This window comes from Alteromonas sp. ABH2_165, assembly GCF_056159945.1.
Map to the genome: position 1 here is coordinate 114,750 of NZ_JBSWWF010000001.1, position 17,194 is coordinate 131,943.

A 17,194-nucleotide genomic window follows, 5' to 3' on the forward strand; every position below is an offset into this window, starting at 1 on the left:
TTATCGGGCTGATGCCTGTAATTCAGATTCGGTTTGTAAAGCACCGGAAAACGCCCGGTATACCCCGACCAGCCGCTGAAAGTGCGCCACTTCTACCACCGCGAGTTGATCCCGGCTATCTAGCAATTCCCGCTCACTGTCGAGTAACTGCAGGAAGTCTGTAGTACCCGAGCGATAGCGCGCCCGGGCAATTTTGGCCGCCCGTTCACTGGCTTCGAACTGACTCTGTGCACTTACCAGTTGTTCCCGGGTGAGGCCATAGGTGTCGAAAGACAGTTGCATGTCGTTGGCCGCTTCAACAACCGTTTGCTCAAACTGAGAAAGCGCGATGGCTGTATCGGCTTCTGCCATATCTATGCGGGTATTCACTGCGGCCAGGTTGAGTGGTAACAGTCTAATTGACGGTGTGACATTCCAGCTCTGACTGGCGCTGTTCAGCGCAAGTGACGGCGAAGATAAAAAGCCAAGAAAACCGCTCACTGAAACGTCTGGGTAAAGCTCGGCAGTCGCCATACCCTGCTGGGCGGTCATGGCAGCCAGATTCCGTTCGGCAGAGGCCACGTCAGGACGATATTGCAGGTAATTGATGCTGTCATCAATTTTTACCGGGGTTTGCAGGGCGGGAATACCCGCGCCACCGCCGATGGTCAGTGATTCAGCCGTTTGGCCCAGTAATGCCGCCAGTGTGTTATGCGCGGTTTTCTGTGTTACCCGAATGGCGGGGATCTGCGTTTCTACCTGGCGCATCTGAACTTCAAGCTGGGCTTTTTCAAATTCGGTAGCGCTGCCCGCTTCAATCTGTGCCTGGATCACGTCCATGCTTTGTTGCAGAAAATTGCGGTTCATCTCGGCGTAAAACAGGCGGCGCTGGGCTCCGCGATAGTCGCCATAGCTGGCAGCTACCTGGCTGATAATTTGCAATTTCGCGTCTTGCCATAGCATGGTTGCCTGTTGCGCCTGGGCTGAAGCGGCTTCCTGCGCACGCTTCAGGCCACCGGCGAGGTCAGCATTCCAGCTTAACGACAGGCCGTTGGTGTAACTGCGGTTAATGACGTTATCGTCGGCGGCAAACAAGGTGGCATTTTCACTCACCTGATACGATGACGACAGGTCACCGTCGGGCCAACGATTCGCGCCAGCCTGACGAAAAGCTGCATTCGCTTTTGCCACATTGGCCGCCGCTTGTTGTAAATCGCGGTTTTGCTTGATTGCGATAGCAATCAGCGCAGACAGAGCGGGATCTTCAAACTCAGTCCACCAGGTTTGTAACGCCGGGGCAGCCACGTAATCAGCAAGTGCTACGTTGGCAACCTGTTGCGGCTTTTCATAGTCTGGGCCGACCGTGCAGCCCGCCAGGGTGGCAACCGCCACTGCGGTTGCCAGGAAAGTAACAGCACTACGCATTGTCCTGTTCTCCTTGTAATGTTTTCTGCGTCGGCGTTTCACGCGTGAGCAGATAGTAAAACAGTGGGGTAAGTAACAAGCCGAACAAGGTAACGCCAATCATGCCTGAGAATACGGCAACACCCATGGCCTGACGCATTTCTGCACCCGCACCGGTAGAAAATACCAGCGGTGCCACGCCCATAATGAAAGCGATGGAGGTCATGAGGATGGGGCGAAGACGCAAGCGTCCAGCTTCTAAAATGGCATCCATACGGCTTAACCCTTGTTCCTGCAATTCTTTGGCAAATTCCACAATTAGGATGGCGTTTTTGGTGGCAAGGCCTACCAATACGATGAGTCCGATTTGCGTGAGAATGTTGTTGTCTCCGTGATACAGCATTACGCCGCTTAGCGCCGACAACAGCGTCATTGGAATAATCAACACAATGGCCAGTGGCAAACGCAGACTTTCATATTGTGCAGCCAGCACCATGAACACCAGTACGATGACCAGTGGGAACACAAGCATATTGGCGTCCCCGGTGAGGATTTGCTGATAGGTCAGCTCGGTCCACTCGTAAGTCATACCGTTTGGTAGAGTTTCATCGAGAATGCGCTCAATAGCAGCCTGCGCCTCACCAGAACTATAGCCCGGTGCAGCACCGCCGTTAATCTCTGCGGTAGTAAAGCCGTTGTAGTGCATTACCCGGTCTGGCGCAGCGGTGTCGTTCACGCGGATAAACGAGTCCAGCGAGACCATTTCTCCCTGCGCATTGCTTACCTTCAGTTGTCCAACCTGCTGGGCCGAGGCACGGAACTGCTGATCAGCCTGCATGTTCACCTGGTAGGTGCGACCAAACAAGTTGAAGTCATTGACATAAGTCGAACTCATATAGCCCTGTAATGTGCTGAACAGCGTGTTTAAATCGATGCCTTGTTGCTTGGTTTTTTCGCGATCTACATCGATATCGATTTGCGGCACGTTCACCTGATATCCCGAGAACACACCGGCCAGTTCTGGCGTCGTGGCAGCTTTTTGCATGATCTCCATGGTCACCCGGTTCAGTTCCTCAAAGCCGTAACCGGCCCGGTCTTCCAGTTGCAGGCGGAAGCCACCAATGGTGCCCAGACCCATCACCGGTGGCGGCGGGAATATAGCAACGAAGGCATCTTTTAAGGTGCTGTACTTCCCATTGAGCTGTGCCGCGATGGCATTGGCAGAAAGCGACGGATCTTTACGGTCGTCAAAATCATCCAGGGTCACAAACACAATCCCGCTATTAGTGGCATTGGTGAAGCCATTAATGCTAAGACCAGGGAACGCAATGGTATTGGCAACACCTGGATGCTCCAGCGCCATGGCCGACATCTGTTCAATTACCTTATCGGTGCGATCCAACGAGGCTGCATTTGGCAGTTGTGCAAATGCAATCAGGTACTGTTTGTCCTGTGCCGGGATATAACCGGTTGACGTAGATTGAAACTGAACGCCAGTAAGCGCTACCAGTCCTGCATACACCACCAGAACCAGTGCACCAGCCCGGATGATGCGTTTAACCACAAAACCGTAGCCGCCAGAAAGCTTGCTGAAGAACCGGTTAAAGGGCGCAAACAACCAGCGTCCAAACAGGGTGTCGATACCTTTTGACAGCCAGTCTTTGGGGGCGTCATGACCTTTCAACAGCACGGCAGACAGGGCAGGGCTTAAGGTCAGTGAGTTAATCGCTGAAATAAACGTAGAGATGGTAATAGTGAGCGCGAACTGCTTGTAAAACTGGCCTGTGAGTCCGGTCATAAAAGCGGTTGGAATGAATACCGACGCCAACACCAAAGTAGTGGCGACAATAGGGCCGGTCACTTCTTTCATTGCCTTGATGGTGGCTTCCACCGGTGCCAGACCTTCACTGATATTACGTTCAACGTTTTCCACTACCACGATGGCGTCGTCTACCACGATACCAATCGCCAGTACCAGTCCGAACAGCGACAGGGCGTTAAGCGAGAAACCCATCACTTGCATGAAAGCAAAGGTACCAATTAACGATACCGGCACGGCTACCAGAGGGATAATTGAGGCGCGCCAGGTTTGCAAAAACAGCACAACCACAATCACCACTAGCACGATGGCTTCGAGTAGTGTTTTTACCACCGCCTGAATGGAGCCGCGAACGAACACGGTAGGATCGTAGGCAATTTCATAGCTCACGCCTTCCGGGAAGGTTTGCGACAAATTGTCCATGGTGGCGCGTACGTTTTCGGAAATCTGAATGGCGTTAGAGCCTGCCATCTGAAACACGCCCATGCCTACGGCCGGGTTGTTATCAATAGTAGAACGCAGGGCGTAGGAGTCGGCACCCAGCTCAACCCGTGCCACATCTTTTAATCGGCTGATTTCACCGTTCTCGCCCACTTTGATGATGATGTCTTCAAACTCATCCGCTGAAGCGAGACGGCCTTTTACATTCATCAGAATGTTGAAATCGGCATTTTCAACAGGCTGCGCCCCCAGACTACCGGCAACCACCTGCTGGTTTTGTTCCTGAATGGCATTGGAGATATCTACCGGGGTTAACCCTAGAGCGGCAACCCGCGAAGGATCAAGCCAAACGCGCATACTGAATTCACCCGCTCCGAACTGACGCACTTGTCCCACGCCGCTAATTTTAGCGAGTTCATCACGCACGTTCAGGGTCGCGAAGTTAGACAAATACAGCATGTCGTAACGTTCATCCGGCGAGTACAAATGCACTACCAGCGTAAGATTTGGCGATGACTTCTCAGCCACCACACCCAGACGTTGCACCTCCTGTGGCAGTCGGGGTACAGCACGGTCGACCCGGGCTTGAACCTGAGACTGCGCCAGGTCGGCATTGGTGCCGATGGCGAAAGTGACGGTAAGTGTCATGGTGCCGTCTGCTGTAGATTGCGACGACATGTAGAGCATATTCTCAACGCCGTTGATTTCCTGCTCCAGTGGCGATGCCACCGTTTCAGCAATGATCTGCGGGTTGGCTCCGGGATAGCTGGCAGTCACCACCACCGTGGGCGGTACTACTTCCGGATATTCTGTAATGGGCAATTGCCAGACCGCAATGCCACCGGTGATCACAAACAGCAGTGACAGCACAGTGGCAAAGATAGGCCGGTGGATAAAAAATCGTGAAAACATAGGTGTGCTTGTTCCTGTTATTATTCTACAACTACGCCATTAACCGACACATTCAATGCCAGGCTTTCTGGTTCAAGTTGCTGCTGACTAGTGCGAATGTCGGCCAGGGTGGATTCATCGGCCATATCTACGGTTGCCGGGGTGATTTGCATGCCGGGCATAACACGTTGCAGACCATTAACGATTATACTCTCGCCTTCGCTCAGGCCGTTCTCAACAATGCGTAAATCACCCAGCGATTCGCCAAGGTCGATTTTCCGGTAGGTCACGGTGTTATTGCTGTCGACAACCAGTACGAATTTATTGTTAAGGTCGGTGCCGATGGCTTTTTCATCAATCAGAATGCCGTCGTGAACGTCACTGCCAGCAAGCCGGATTTTCGAGTACATGCCCGGCATCAGCGAGCCATCTTCGTTACGGAAAGTGGCACGAATACGAATGGAACCGGTTTGTGCATCGATGCGGTTATCAACGAACTCAATCGCTCCGTGATAACGAAAATCGTCGTCACCAGATAGACCCATCGATACGGTTTGCGCTGCCGTTTTCGGGTTGTTGATCAGGCCGTTGCGGGCGTATTGCAAGTAGGTTTGCTCATCCACGCTGAACCAGGCGTACATCTTTTCTGTAGACACAATGCGAGTGAGTTCACTGCTACCCGCAGACACGTAGTTACCTTTAGTGATGGTGGCGTTTGACACTCGTCCGCTCACGGGAGCAACCACTTCGGTGTAGGATAACGAAAGCTCAGCCTGCTTTAGCTCAGCGCGAATGGCCGCGGTTTGTGCTTTTGCTTCAAGCCATTCCGCACGGCGATTATCAAGGGCTTCCTGTGATATGGCATTTTTACTGACTAATGACTCCCCCCGCTGAAATAAAGATTCAGTGAGGTTCATATGGCTTTCAGCGCTATCTAACTGCGCTTGTAAGCGCTCCACATCCACTTCAAAAGGGCGAGGGTCAATTTTAACCAGCACGTCACCGGCCTTTACCAGCGCACCTTCTTCAAACAGGATTTGTTCAACATAACCTGAAATGCGTGGGATCAGGGTAACGGATTCTGGTGCCTGCAAACGACCGCTGAATTCATCCCATTCACTGAGGCGCATTGAAACAACATTGGCCACATTCACTTCCGGGGCTGTGGCTGCCTGCATAGCGGGATCTTTGGCATCACTGCAACCGCCAAGTACCGCGCTGGCCAAAATTGCACTTGTAACGAGTGTGGGGGTGAAAAATCTGGACATGGGTTACTCCCTTAAATTTTGAGAAAACGATCCCGCCCCGTTTTCACTGATAAATAAAACAGGCTGATCGCAGAAATTTGATGGAAGCTATTTTAGTGTTTCTAAACAGTTTGTTTAATACACGATACTTGTTGATGATTGCACGATTCTGTTTTGCTTGTAGGATTGTGCAATGATTGAAAAGAATTGTACAAGTGAGGGTAAAAATGGCTTAAAGCGGTCGTTTTAGTGTTATTTTTATTTAAATCAATATCTTGGGTTTAAGATTTGAGCGTGGTTAACAATTTTTACTTTATAGATAACTTTAGGTCAGCAAATTGTGTAATTGCATAATTCTTTATTGTTGCGCTATCTTATCATCATACTGACGCATGAACGCAATACCGGAACCGCCAAAATGAATGAAAAAATCCAATTTTATCAGCAAGAGCTTATTGATATTACGTCGCGAATTAACGATGGCGATGGTGTCAGGCAAACTAACGTTCCGGGGTTAAAAACGGTTCGCACCTGTCACACAAGTTGCACGCACCCCACCATATACGAGCCCATGTTCTGCCTTCTGTTGCAGGGGGGGAAAAAGCTACGAATGGGCGAAAAAGAAATCAATTTTAAAGAGATGTCTTATCTCATGGTACCGGTGATGTTGCCGGTTATCGGCGAAATAGTGAATGCCTGTAACGAAAAACCCTATGTGGGTGTAAGTATCGATCTGGATATGCGCATTTTGTCGGAATTGGTCAGTGATATCGGTGAAGGCTTTTATGCAAACGGGCCGAATGGCTGTTGCATGAATAATTACGACGTGGATGAAGGCATTCTTTCAGTATTTCAACGGCTGCTACAGTTACATGAAACCCCAAAAGACATTCCGGTGCTGCTGCCCATGTTGAAACGGGAGTTGATGTACCGCGTGCTGAATGGCCCTGGCGGCGTGCAGTTGCGCCAGTTTTTGATGCACGACAGCAACGCGAGCAGAATGAGCAAGGTGATTGAAATGATCCGCGACAATTTTGATGAGCCTTTGAAAGTTAAGCATTTGGCAAACGCAGTAAACATGAGTGAGTCAGCGCTTTACAACAGTTTTAAGTTGGTCACCAGCATGTCGCCGCTGCAATATCAAAAGCAGTTACGCTTAAATGAAGCGCGACGAATTATGATTCATGAAGGGTTGGAAGCCGCCACGGCAGGTTATAAAGTAGGTTATGGCAGCCCGTCTCAGTTTAGCCGGGAGTACAGCCGACTGTTTGGTGCGCCGCCTGCGGCGGATATCAACCGCGTGCGCAATAGTGTAGGTGCCTGAGTCACGGAAAAAGTGAGTTAAGCGCGTAAGCGGTTTATTAAAAAGAGCATGGTATAATCCATGCTCTTTTTATTTGTAATGCCTCACCATTATGCTTTATCACTTGCTGGGATTACTCAGTTCTGCCATTTTCATTTTTACTTGGGTGGGCTTGTTTGCACAGATTCGTCGTATCAGCCGTCAGCAACAAAACGTAAGCGATGACAACCACAGTCTGTCGCTGAATCAGTTTGGCTCCAGCTTCTTCGCCTTTTACGCCATGTTCATTTTTGGCATTGCGGTTGAGCCGTTTAATCATTATCTAGTGTGGACACGCTGTGGCGCCTGTTTGCTGACATTGGTCATTCTTGTGCGTATTTGGCGATTAAGGCGCACGAGAACGGCCGCTGGGGTGTCGTTGTTGGCGTCTGCCGCGCTGGTGGGCGGATTCATTTCTATGGGGTTCCGGCCGTTTCCAGCCTTGGCGCAACTCGGGGCCAACACGCTGATGTTGCTGGTAACGGTGATCCTCATTCAAGGTACGCTGCATCAGTGGTTGTTGTTGCGTCGTCGTCAGCACATAGGTTCACTCTCATTCGGATTGTTTTACGGCATCTTAGCAAAAGATATCAGTACTTTATTGTTTGGATTGACGATGCCTTTTGCGCAAGCCTGGCCGTTACTCGTACTCAATGGGGCAAGCGTAATTACCCGCGGTGCCGTGCTGTTGCAGATGAAGCATTTGCAGAAAAAGCAGCTTCAGCATGAATCGGGCTGTTCACCGAGCAAATAAAAAAGGGCCTGCTGGCCCTTTTACCTAGTGTCCTAAAAAATCCGGCGCTGCAGTAGGCGCGCAGCGCCGGCACCTTAATCAGAGCTGAGGTTCGACTAAGGATTTGGTTGGTAGAAACCACGAATCATCCGTGGCAAAAATTCCCTGGGGAGAGGGTCTTAATTAGTTTTTTGCCAGCAAATTTTGCTGGGCGATAAATTCGGCATTTTTCTGAATCACGCGGTTATAACGGCCAAGCGCTTGCGCTTTTTCCATGTCTTCCACACACGCCTTTGAATCTTTTTGCAGGTAGTTAAAGATGGCGCGGTTATTAAACGCCAGCGCGTTACGGCTTCCGGCATTAACGGCTTCATTGCAGGCTACTTCTGCTTCTTCACTCTGACCAAGTGCAATATGAGCAACGCAAAGGTTATTCAGCAGTGGAGCACGAAGCGCTGGCACAGTCGTTTTTTCCAACGCTGCTAATGTACGGGTAATACCGTGCTGATAGTTACCGGTTTCGATTTCACGAACACCGTTAACATCCTGAACGCTCGTCTTAAGCTGCAGGTTATCAATCGAAGGTGACTGACTGGCATTGGCGCTGAACGCCGCTGATAAACATACGGTGGCAATAGCTGCTTTCTTAAACATAGCTTTCATCAGAATCATGATATTCACCTCAACACGTTATATTTTGCAGAGTTTTACCAGGCATCGGCAGTTCTTTTGCTGTAGCTGGGTGACTCCGTTTATACTGTCCCGGATGCGTTGTCCGAAATCGAAATAAATTTGTAACAGTCGGGTTAAAAAACTACCTGATGAACACAAAATAAAAACCTAATGATTTGCTAATGATGGTGAATTGTTTTTATTAAACAATTGCTTGATGTTCTACAAAAGATGGGTGGGAAAGTTTGCAAGCCGGTAAAATTAAGCCAGAGTACAGCTTTTGTATTAACGAGTTTCGAATCGATCCCGGTGAAAATACTGTTAGCCAGGGCGACGAAAAGCGTCAGATTGAACCCCGGGCGATGCAGGTTTTAGTGGTATTGTCAGGCCTTGCTGGTGAAACTGTAACGCGCTCTACGCTGCTTACCGAAGTGTGGGGAGACCGAGTTGTAGTGGAAGAAGCCCTGACCCGGATTATTTCTCAGCTTCGGGTTGCTTTTAATGACAGCAAAAACCGTAAGCTTATTCAGACTGTTCCGAAAAAAGGCTACCGGCTGAATGCTAAGGTAACGCAATCATTGCCTGGCAGTGCGAAGCCTGCTGACGATGAGAAGGAAGCTTCCTCTCTGGCTGAAGCCCAGACTGAAACGGCTAAGGCTGCTGAGCAATCAGACATTGCTATCAGCTCGGAAACTGCAACGGATGCTCGCGTGTCCCCGCAAAGCGAATTGGGAGCATCCGATTTCAGTCATGGTAAGTTGAAAGGTGAAAATCCCCGGACTGTAAAGCCGGTCAGCAAGTCACGATACTGGGCGGGCATGCTTATAATTACGCTGGTGACGTCAGTTCTGCTGTATCTGAATTCAGGCGAATCATCATGGGGGGATACTTCTGTTAGCAGAAATTCACCGGTAGGTGGTTCTGTAACTGATACGCAGCCATTGAGCATAGCAGTTTTACCCCTTGAGCAACTAAGCGCAGATCAGGACACTCTTTACCTGGCGGAAGGCTTACCGGAAGAATTACTGAATGAACTGGCGCGGGTGCCTGAACTGAAGGTGCCATCACGTTATTCTGCATTTGCATTATCGCAGCGTGAAAATCAGGAAGGTAAACTTGCCGAAGCACTGAATGTGCGATATTTGCTTGAGGGCAGTGTAAGACGCACAGGCACAGATTATAAAGTCGTGATGAGACTGGTGGATACCGCTGAAGACCGGGTTATGTGGTCTGAAGGGTTTGAGGACAGCGCCTCACGGTTGTATGAAATTCCGGGAGAAATTGCGGTTCGGGTGCAACAGACGTTGCTACCAGACAAAGCAGTGCGTCCTGCATCAGAACGGCAGTCTGGCGTCGACAACGTAGAAGCTTATCAGCATTATCTGCAGGGCATTTACTGGTTGATGAACGGAAAAACCAGCGAGTGGTTTTACCGCGCAGAATCATCTTTCAGAAAGGCGGTTGAAGCCGATCCCGGGTATGCGCAGGCATATGGTTCGCTGGCTTACGTTTATGCCCGATACAATTATCATGACACGTTCATGGACGCCGGGGAAGCGCAGTCCAAAGCCAAGCGCGCCATTGATAAAGCCCTTTCTTTAGAAGCGGATGAGCCTAACGCGCTGTTCGCCAGTGCTATTCTGAACACCTCAGCATCTGACTTTGAAGGCGCAGACGCCGCACTAAGAAAAGTGCTTAGATTTTTGCCGGAAAATACCACCGCGTTATATTTGTACTCTGAGCTGGAACTGGCGAGGAACGACTTTGAAAAAGCGCTGGATTACGCCCTCAGAGCAAAGCAGAAAGACGGTTTATCGCCATGGGTCAATGTGAACCTGGCGATTGTGCATTTCTGGCGTGGGGAACTGAAAGAGGCGCTGAGCGCAGCAGAAGATGCTATTCGCGTAGATAACGATTACACGTGGGCATATGTGTGGAAGGCTAAAATTCTGCAGCATATGGGACACACGGCCAGAGCCATAAAGACGATGGAACGGTGCAACGCCCTTGATGATTCGTCACCGACCAACAATGCTTATTTAGGGCTGCTTTATCTTGAGCTAAGCCTTGTCGGGGAGGCCAGGAAATGGTTCGACAGGACTGCAGTGCTTTATGGCAATACCGATGACGCCCGCTTCTGGCAGCAGTTTGAACGTTTCGCGTATTGGCGTGAGGACCGTGATATTGGCTTTGCCTTGTTGAGTAAACTGACGCTTGTGGACAACCGTATATTCAGCTTGCTTCCCGTATTGTTCCATATGCAGCAGCAAACCGCAGAGCACCCCGATGACGACGTTTTTCGTGTCTTTGCTGATGACTGGCTGAAACAGCGCGGCGCGGTAAATTATCTTAACCAGCACCGTTGGTTTGGTGCTGCTGAGCTGGGCTTGTTACCTGAACAGGAAAGTGCCGGAAGCGATTTCAGCAAAATGGTCTCATATCCTCAGGATCAGCGCTATTTTTATGAGTCTAATTATACGTATGGTGAGGTTTATCCTTGGCTGTGGATGATGCCGGAGGCGTCACTGCCAGCTGATGTTCGTGCAAAGTTGGGAAACTGGCGACAGGAGCAGACGGAAATCTACCATGCGCAGACATTGGATTAGTTAAAATTATAAATGTTAATAATTATCATTTGCAAATGTTCGCTCGCCGGCGTATTGTAGTTCAGGACCCATCCAAAACGTAAATCGTGTAGTTCTCTGCCCAGTTGGGCAGAGTTTTTTTGGTTAAATCACGTTGATTATTAGATACTGGGAGGCAATGAAATGGAATCGATATTGTTTTTGCTGTTATCTGCGGGTACCGCGCTGGCCTTTGGTGGACTGGTAAAGTTACTGGCCAATTCAGAGAATCATTAGCACGTTATCGTTAGCAGGAACGCTGCAGTTAGGCTATAAACGCCTGCCAACTTGCCAGCAGGTGCTTAAGTTCCACTAAGCCGCAGCCCGCGACCGGGCCATCAAGTTGTTCATCTTCAAATTGGCTGTCGGCAATATCATTGTTATTGAGAAACAAATCGACTTCTTCATCGGCAATAGTAAGGTGATAAATTTTGCCAACAAATTCGTAGTCGGAGATTTGTCTTTCTAATAAACGGTCGAGATTATGCAGTATTGACGTGATCAGCGCTTTGTCGCTGCCAATGTCATGACTTAGCCAATCGCCAAAATATTCACTTTCCATGTCGCATCGCGCAAGAGGTTGCCCGGTGACATCGGTTAGAAACTCAAAATCCATACTTCTTTCACTACTGTTTTTTTATTGAAATTAAAACACGGTGCCATTGGCATCCATTTCGGTGAGATACACCCGAACATCGAATTCAATCTGATGGTAGTCGGGCAGCATGTGCTGACACAGCTTATAGAATGCTTTGTTATGATCTTTTTCTTTTAAGTGCGCCAGCTCGTGAACCACTATCATATTTAAAAATGGTTCTGGGGTGCGTTTAAAAAGGTCGCTGACACGCAATTCATTTTTACTTTTTAATTTGCCACCCTGTACGCGTGACACATATGAGTGCAGGCCGAGGGCGTGGTTAACCACATGAATTTTGCTGTCGTATATCACCTTACTTAATGGCTGGGTTTTCTTCATGTAGTGATTCTTAATGTCCAGCGCATAATCACGTAAATCCTTGTCATTGTTAATGTTATGAACACTGGTATAGCGGGAACGCAGCCAGTCGCCCAACTGATTTTTGTTTATCAGTTGTTGAATCTGATCTTGTAAATGCTGCGGATAGTGGGAAAGGTAGGTCAACGACTGCGACATATCTGACGGTTTCTCTGTAACGCTTGAACGCAGCAATTATACCTTACCTTCAGTATAACCTTAGTACTTTATCGACAGTATAAAATAATATCCGTGAATGGGTTTCGAACCGCCGATTGCCGATACTGCAGGTTGATATTCACTCTGTTTATCACACTGAAAAAACACATAATTTCATTTTTCTGGTCGGATCTTACGGTATCAAAATGAGTTATATCACACATAAAAATCAATACTATTCAGATGCTATTTTTCGGGGTAGTGTGGCGCGGTTTTAAGATTGTAAATAGGAATTAGACCGTTGTTTATGGTGCGCTTAAACACCTTCACTAGAAAGGTGAGCAAGACAGATGCACAATTCGCTTTGTGTTGGGCAGTCAAAGCATGTTGACGTTATTTGCCTCTCACAGCCCATGCTCTATGGTAGTTACCGTCGCGCTTGAAAAAGCGAGGGTAGAGTACAAATTAAATAGCATTGATATTGATAAATTGGAGAATGAAAGCCCAGAGTATTTAAAAGTTAATCCTAAGGGAAGAGTGCCGTCTTTGCTTACGCCAGATGGTACCATTACCGAAGCGTTAGGTATTATTTTCTACCTGCATAAGAAATATCCTGTGGCGCAGATTTTACCCCGGTCGTTAACGTTCATCGAGTCGACCTGCTTCCTCTCCTGGATAACTAGCCACATTCAGCCCCACTGTATGCAGTATTGCAACTACGCCAGTGGGCTCTCCTTCGATGCGTTAGTGTTAAAAAATCAGGCTGAAGAGCAATTGAAATCTGCTTTCGAGGTTATTCAGAAGCGCCTGAGAAATTCCATGTTCTGGTGCGAAGAAGACTGGAGTGTGCTCGATGTTTACTTGTTCTGCATGGTTAGGCAACTAAAAGAAGCTGGTTTTGATTTTTCTGCGTTCGGCAGAATCACCGAACACTATGAAAGGTTGGCCCGCATTCCGGTAATTTACCGTGCGCAATCAAAAGACAGCTTGTATTAGCGATAGGTAAAATGACTCGCGTGATCAATGAATGCCTGGGCAAAAGAGCTCATTTGTCGCTCTGCCAGCCATAGTAGGCCAACCTTTCGGTTGGCAGTTACATTGGCGATATTGATCGCGCGCAGTAAGCCGTGCTCCAGTTCTGTTTTCACTAATTCTGTGGGCAGTAACGCAATATAATCGGTATTGATGAGTATCTGCTTAGTGGCAAGCACCGAATCTGTTACCACAATATTTTTCGGGAGGCTGGCATAATGCCCCAAAAACAGTGCATTCAACTGGTGTCTGAAACCGCCTACCTTATTTGGCATTAACCAACGCATGGTACTCAGTGATTCAAGCTTTACCTCATTAGGTAAATGGCTATTGGCCTGGCCGACAACCAGTGAGAAGGCGTCTGAATATAAGGTTTCCTCACAAAATTCTTCCGGCGGACTGGCCATGCCAGTCGTCAGAATGGCGATGTCTAACTTATAGGTTCGTAGCAGGTGGTGTGCATTGTCTTCGTCGCATTCTGTCAGTTGCAGATTGAACGTGGGGTACATTTCGCAAAAGCTGCTCATTACCTGGCCCATCACGGATGAAAGTGCGCCTGGCGTACCGCCAATATGAAGGGGCCCATTAATCTGTTCTGCTAATAAACGTATTTCGTGTTGTGCAGTTTGCAGTAAGTTTTCCACGCTCATGGCTTTCAGCTTCAGGGCTTTGCCGGCAGAAGTTAACATCATGCCTTTTGACGAGCGTTGAAACAGCTTTACCTCTAATACCCGCTCCAATTGGTTCATGGCCATAGAGATAGAAGGTTGAGAAACATGTTCAGCTTTGGCGGCGCCGCTTATCGTTCCTTCGCGGCAGACGGCCAAAAACTGCCTGAGCATGCGAGGGTCGAGTCGCATTCTGCCTCCTTACTTACTTTTTCTTAAATTATTTTTAATTTTGTATGCAAACTTACGAAAAATGGTTTTTCCCGACAATCAAATAAATATAAAACTTCATCAAATGTTGATATTTGAATATTTTGGGGTTTGAAATAATGCTTTTTTTGTATTGACTGGATCTTGGTTGGAGGTTCGGGAAGGAAGAGCCACAGATGTGGCTCCCGTTTTAAGAGCTTAAGAGGTAAACTCAAATCGCCCTGTGAATGTTTCACCAGTTTCTTTTATGGTAAACGTGAGCTCGATAAGCGCGGTTTGCCCATTCGTGTTTGCAGGAGAAAACACATAGATAGAAACGAAGTCATCTTTGTCTACTACGATGTCTGAGGAATAGTCTTCGCTAACTTGTTCATCCGCAGGCAATGCAAAATTAAAGTCTATGATATCCATATCCGGCGTGATGACACCATTCAGATCAGTCAACTGAATATTAGTCATTGTCAGGTCTGCATTGTCGGCGTAAAGCATAAATGAACCAACAATTTGAACACCATCTCCCGCTGTTGAAGAGAGGGGTTCTACCACGTCGGTTTCTTCATAGGGTAGGGAAGCATCATTCCAAGTCAGATTTACCAATTTCTGTAATCTGGCACTTGCAGGTGCAGCGCCGACTTCGATGAGTATTTCGTCACTGGAAGGCTCGTTAACACCATCTGAAACGGTTAGACGAACAACTAGTTGGCCTGTGTAATCTCCATCAAGGGCGAGTGTAGGTTGCACTGAGGTGTTGTCATCAAATTCAGGCAAACGCGCCGGTGAACCTTCAGCGCCAACCACTAGCCACTCGTACGACAGCGTATCATCTGTATCGCTGCTTGCTGAGCCGTCGAGAGTTAGCGATTCACCTGCTTGTGCAGTTAGATCGCTTCCTGCATTTGCAACCGGTGGTGCATTCTCAACGCCACGTACGACAAAATGTTCAACATCATACAGCTCGCCATTTCTTAACAATCTAAGTTGAAATACAAACTTACCCCGAGCATCAACAACAAACGAAGGTGTCAGACTTGATGAATCGCTAATTGTTTCTGCTGAGTTGTAAGGAGCGGCTAGCAAATCCCAGCTAACTTCATCCGTTTCTTCTAACGAACCATAAATGCTGCCGGGTAATTCAATAGTATTTCCAGCTAGTACTTGAATCTCACCCATGTCTTCAAGGCCAAGCCCTTCAAAGGAATCATAGACAATGATCGCATTGGTAGTGTAAGAAGAAATCGGTGACGTGTTGTCGGTAGGTTCACTTCGGACGTAATAAAGACCAGGTACATTAATATTGGTAATTTCAGTCTTTGCTTTTGAGAGCGATGCAATTCGGGCTTCTGAAAAACTTGGCTTGATGTAAAACTGCCAGGAGTAAGACAGAAGATCATTTTCAGGATCTGCGGCTGAACTAGCATCGATATCTATATCTTCGCCGAAAGCGACACGGTTTGGTACATCAACGTTTAATTCCGGAGGCATGTTGTAACTGCTACTACGAAGTCTAATCGTAACGTCTTTCGAAACGCTTTCGCCTTCTTCGTTGGTTGCCGTGATATTCACAACGTAAGTGCCTGTAGCGTTGGCTTCAAACTCTGTCTCTGCACTATCGATGATAGAGGTGGTAAGAGTTGGTCTGCTTCCTGAAGGACCACTGCGAACACTTTTCGTATAGGTTAGCTCTGAGCCAGTCGGAGAGACTGAGCTCGCAAAATCAATCAGGATTGGCTCATTAATTTTTCCATAATATAGACTTTGCGCTCCCACCCTGAGGCTGGGGTTGCCGCGCTCAACGATAGTCATTGTCTGTATTTCAGCCTCGACAACATTTGCTTCATCGGAAACCGTTAATGCAATTTCATAGTCGCCCGCCACATCCGGTACATAGGCTAAATATGGTCTGGTAAAAGTAAAACCTGCCAGGCTACTGCCTTCCGGCACTGAGACAAAAGACCATTCATAAGATAAATTGTCGCTGTCCGTATCTGTTGCCTGAGAATAAGCATAAACTTCGGTACCAACGACATAGTCATGGTCGATAGCGGTTACTACTGTAGGTGCATCATTTTCGGTAATTTCAACTTCTACGGTAGAAGATGAAACTGCATTGGTGGCGTCACTGACCTCAAGAATAACAACATAGATACCTGGCACATCCGCCTCGAAAGAGGTTTGTGCTTCATTTGGTGCACTGAATGATGGGTTTGCACCCTCTGGTCCACTTTGAAGCGCCCAAGTGTAAGTGAGATCTGCACCGGTTCTTTCATCAAAAGTACTGTCACTGCCACTTAAGGATACGGATACGCCCTGCTTTTGGGCGCCTGATGTGGAGATTACAGCTGTTGGTTCTTTAAAAGCTTCCTCAACGTTAATGGTAATTTCAACTACAGCGCTGTCGGCAGTTCCATCGTTTACCGCTAAGGCCAACGTATAATCACCGGCAACGTCCGGTGTAAATTCGATTTCTTCTGATGTTTCGTTGGTTAATGATAATGATGAATCAGACGGCTGACTTGCCAATTCCCAGCGGTATGTGAGGCTGTCACCCTCTGCGTCACTGCTACCTTGTGCCGATAACGTGAGGCTCTGGCCAACCATCGTCGATGCTTCACCGGTGATTTCTGCAGTCGGTGCTGTATTTGTTGGTTGGGTAGTTCCTGTTGAAGGTTGAGGAGAGGCGCTATCGCTACTACCGCCTCCACATGCAGTTAATGCTGACGACACGAACAGGCTGACAAGCAACCGCTTTGATACTGCTTTCATGAGACTTCCTTTGGTTTTCAAAATAATGCATTTCCACTTTGCAACTCTTTATTTCTTAGAATAAATAAGTGCACGTACTTCCTGTCGGCAATTCATTCTGTGATGAATTTTCAAAAACATCTTTGTAGCGGAAGCCAATATACAGCTAGTCAAATTATGCAGAAGATTTTTAATGTTCTTAAGCGTGAAACTTTGTTACTTATTCGGTAACATAAA

General features: G+C 48.0%; 12 protein-coding genes. 4 read left to right on the forward strand and 8 right to left on the reverse strand.

All coding sequences use genetic code 11. The annotated features are described in order from the left end of the window. The 3 genes from ACXAFQ_RS00420 to ACXAFQ_RS00430 are packed head-to-tail and all read right to left on the reverse strand — an operon-like array spanning window position 1 to window position 5,802. Window positions 1–1,404, reverse strand: a complete 1,404-nt coding sequence (locus tag ACXAFQ_RS00420; protein WP_474817646.1) for an efflux transporter outer membrane subunit — start codon at window positions 1,402–1,404, stop codon at window positions 1–3. Continuing rightward, window positions 1,397–4,555, reverse strand: a complete 3,159-nt coding sequence (locus ACXAFQ_RS00425) for an efflux RND transporter permease subunit (RefSeq protein WP_474817647.1) — start codon at window positions 4,553–4,555, stop codon at window positions 1,397–1,399. The genes ACXAFQ_RS00420 and ACXAFQ_RS00425 overlap by 8 nt, the downstream gene beginning before the upstream one ends. A gap of 20 nt (window positions 4,556–4,575) precedes the next feature. Beyond that, window positions 4,576–5,802 (reverse strand): efflux RND transporter periplasmic adaptor subunit, encoded by a 1,227-nt coding sequence (locus ACXAFQ_RS00430; RefSeq protein WP_474817648.1) that lies wholly within the window; start codon window positions 5,800–5,802, stop codon window positions 4,576–4,578. Between the two features lie 397 nt (window positions 5,803–6,199). Here ACXAFQ_RS00430 and ACXAFQ_RS00435 point away from each other — a divergent pair, with 397 nt between their 5' ends. Beyond that, complete coding sequence (locus ACXAFQ_RS00435) at window positions 6,200–7,105, forward strand: AraC family transcriptional regulator (protein ID WP_474817649.1); 906 nt, start codon at window positions 6,200–6,202, stop codon at window positions 7,103–7,105. A 91-nt stretch (window positions 7,106–7,196) separates the two neighbouring features. Further along, window positions 7,197–7,877 carry a hypothetical protein gene (locus ACXAFQ_RS00440; protein ID WP_474817650.1) on the forward strand — a complete coding sequence of 227 codons (681 nt, stop codon included), beginning with the start codon at window positions 7,197–7,199 and terminating at the stop codon, window positions 7,875–7,877. A gap of 162 nt (window positions 7,878–8,039) precedes the next feature. Here the strand turns inward: ACXAFQ_RS00440 and ACXAFQ_RS00445 are convergent, their stop codons facing one another. Then, window positions 8,040–8,528 (reverse strand): hypothetical protein, encoded by a 489-nt coding sequence (locus ACXAFQ_RS00445; protein ID WP_474817651.1) that lies wholly within the window; start codon window positions 8,526–8,528, stop codon window positions 8,040–8,042. 245 nt (window positions 8,529–8,773) lie between these two features. Between ACXAFQ_RS00445 and ACXAFQ_RS00450 the strand changes: the two genes are divergently transcribed. Further along, entirely contained in the window at window positions 8,774–11,134 is a 2,361-nt protein-coding gene (locus tag ACXAFQ_RS00450; protein ID WP_474817652.1) for a winged helix-turn-helix domain-containing protein, read from the forward strand. Window positions 11,135–11,417: 283 nt separating this feature from the next. Here ACXAFQ_RS00450 and ACXAFQ_RS00455 read toward each other — a convergent pair whose 3' ends face one another. Next, entirely contained in the window at window positions 11,418–11,768 is a 351-nt protein-coding gene (locus tag ACXAFQ_RS00455) for a YacL family protein (RefSeq protein WP_474817653.1), read from the reverse strand. 30 nt (window positions 11,769–11,798) lie between these two features. Further along, the gene (locus tag ACXAFQ_RS00460) at window positions 11,799–12,305 is read right to left on the reverse strand and encodes a YgjP-like metallopeptidase domain-containing protein (protein WP_474817654.1); all 507 of its coding nucleotides are present in this window, start codon (window positions 12,303–12,305) and stop codon (window positions 11,799–11,801) included. A gap of 384 nt (window positions 12,306–12,689) precedes the next feature. Here ACXAFQ_RS00460 and ACXAFQ_RS00465 point away from each other — a divergent pair, with 384 nt between their 5' ends. Continuing rightward, the gene (locus ACXAFQ_RS00465; protein WP_474817655.1) at window positions 12,690–13,301 is read left to right on the forward strand and encodes a glutathione S-transferase family protein; all 612 of its coding nucleotides are present in this window, start codon (window positions 12,690–12,692) and stop codon (window positions 13,299–13,301) included. On the opposite strand, the gene ACXAFQ_RS00470 is transcribed toward ACXAFQ_RS00465, so the two are convergent. Both ACXAFQ_RS00470 and ACXAFQ_RS00475 read right to left on the reverse strand, forming a co-directional pair. Next, window positions 13,298–14,197, reverse strand: coding sequence for a LysR family transcriptional regulator (locus ACXAFQ_RS00470; protein ID WP_474817657.1), 900 nt, complete (start codon window positions 14,195–14,197; stop codon window positions 13,298–13,300). The two genes, ACXAFQ_RS00465 and ACXAFQ_RS00470, sit on opposite strands and share 4 nt — an antisense overlap. Window positions 14,198–14,413: 216 nt before the next feature. Continuing rightward, complete coding sequence (locus tag ACXAFQ_RS00475; RefSeq protein WP_474817658.1) at window positions 14,414–16,978, reverse strand: PKD domain-containing protein; 2,565 nt, start codon at window positions 16,976–16,978, stop codon at window positions 14,414–14,416. Window positions 16,979–17,194 lie beyond the last annotated feature (216 nt).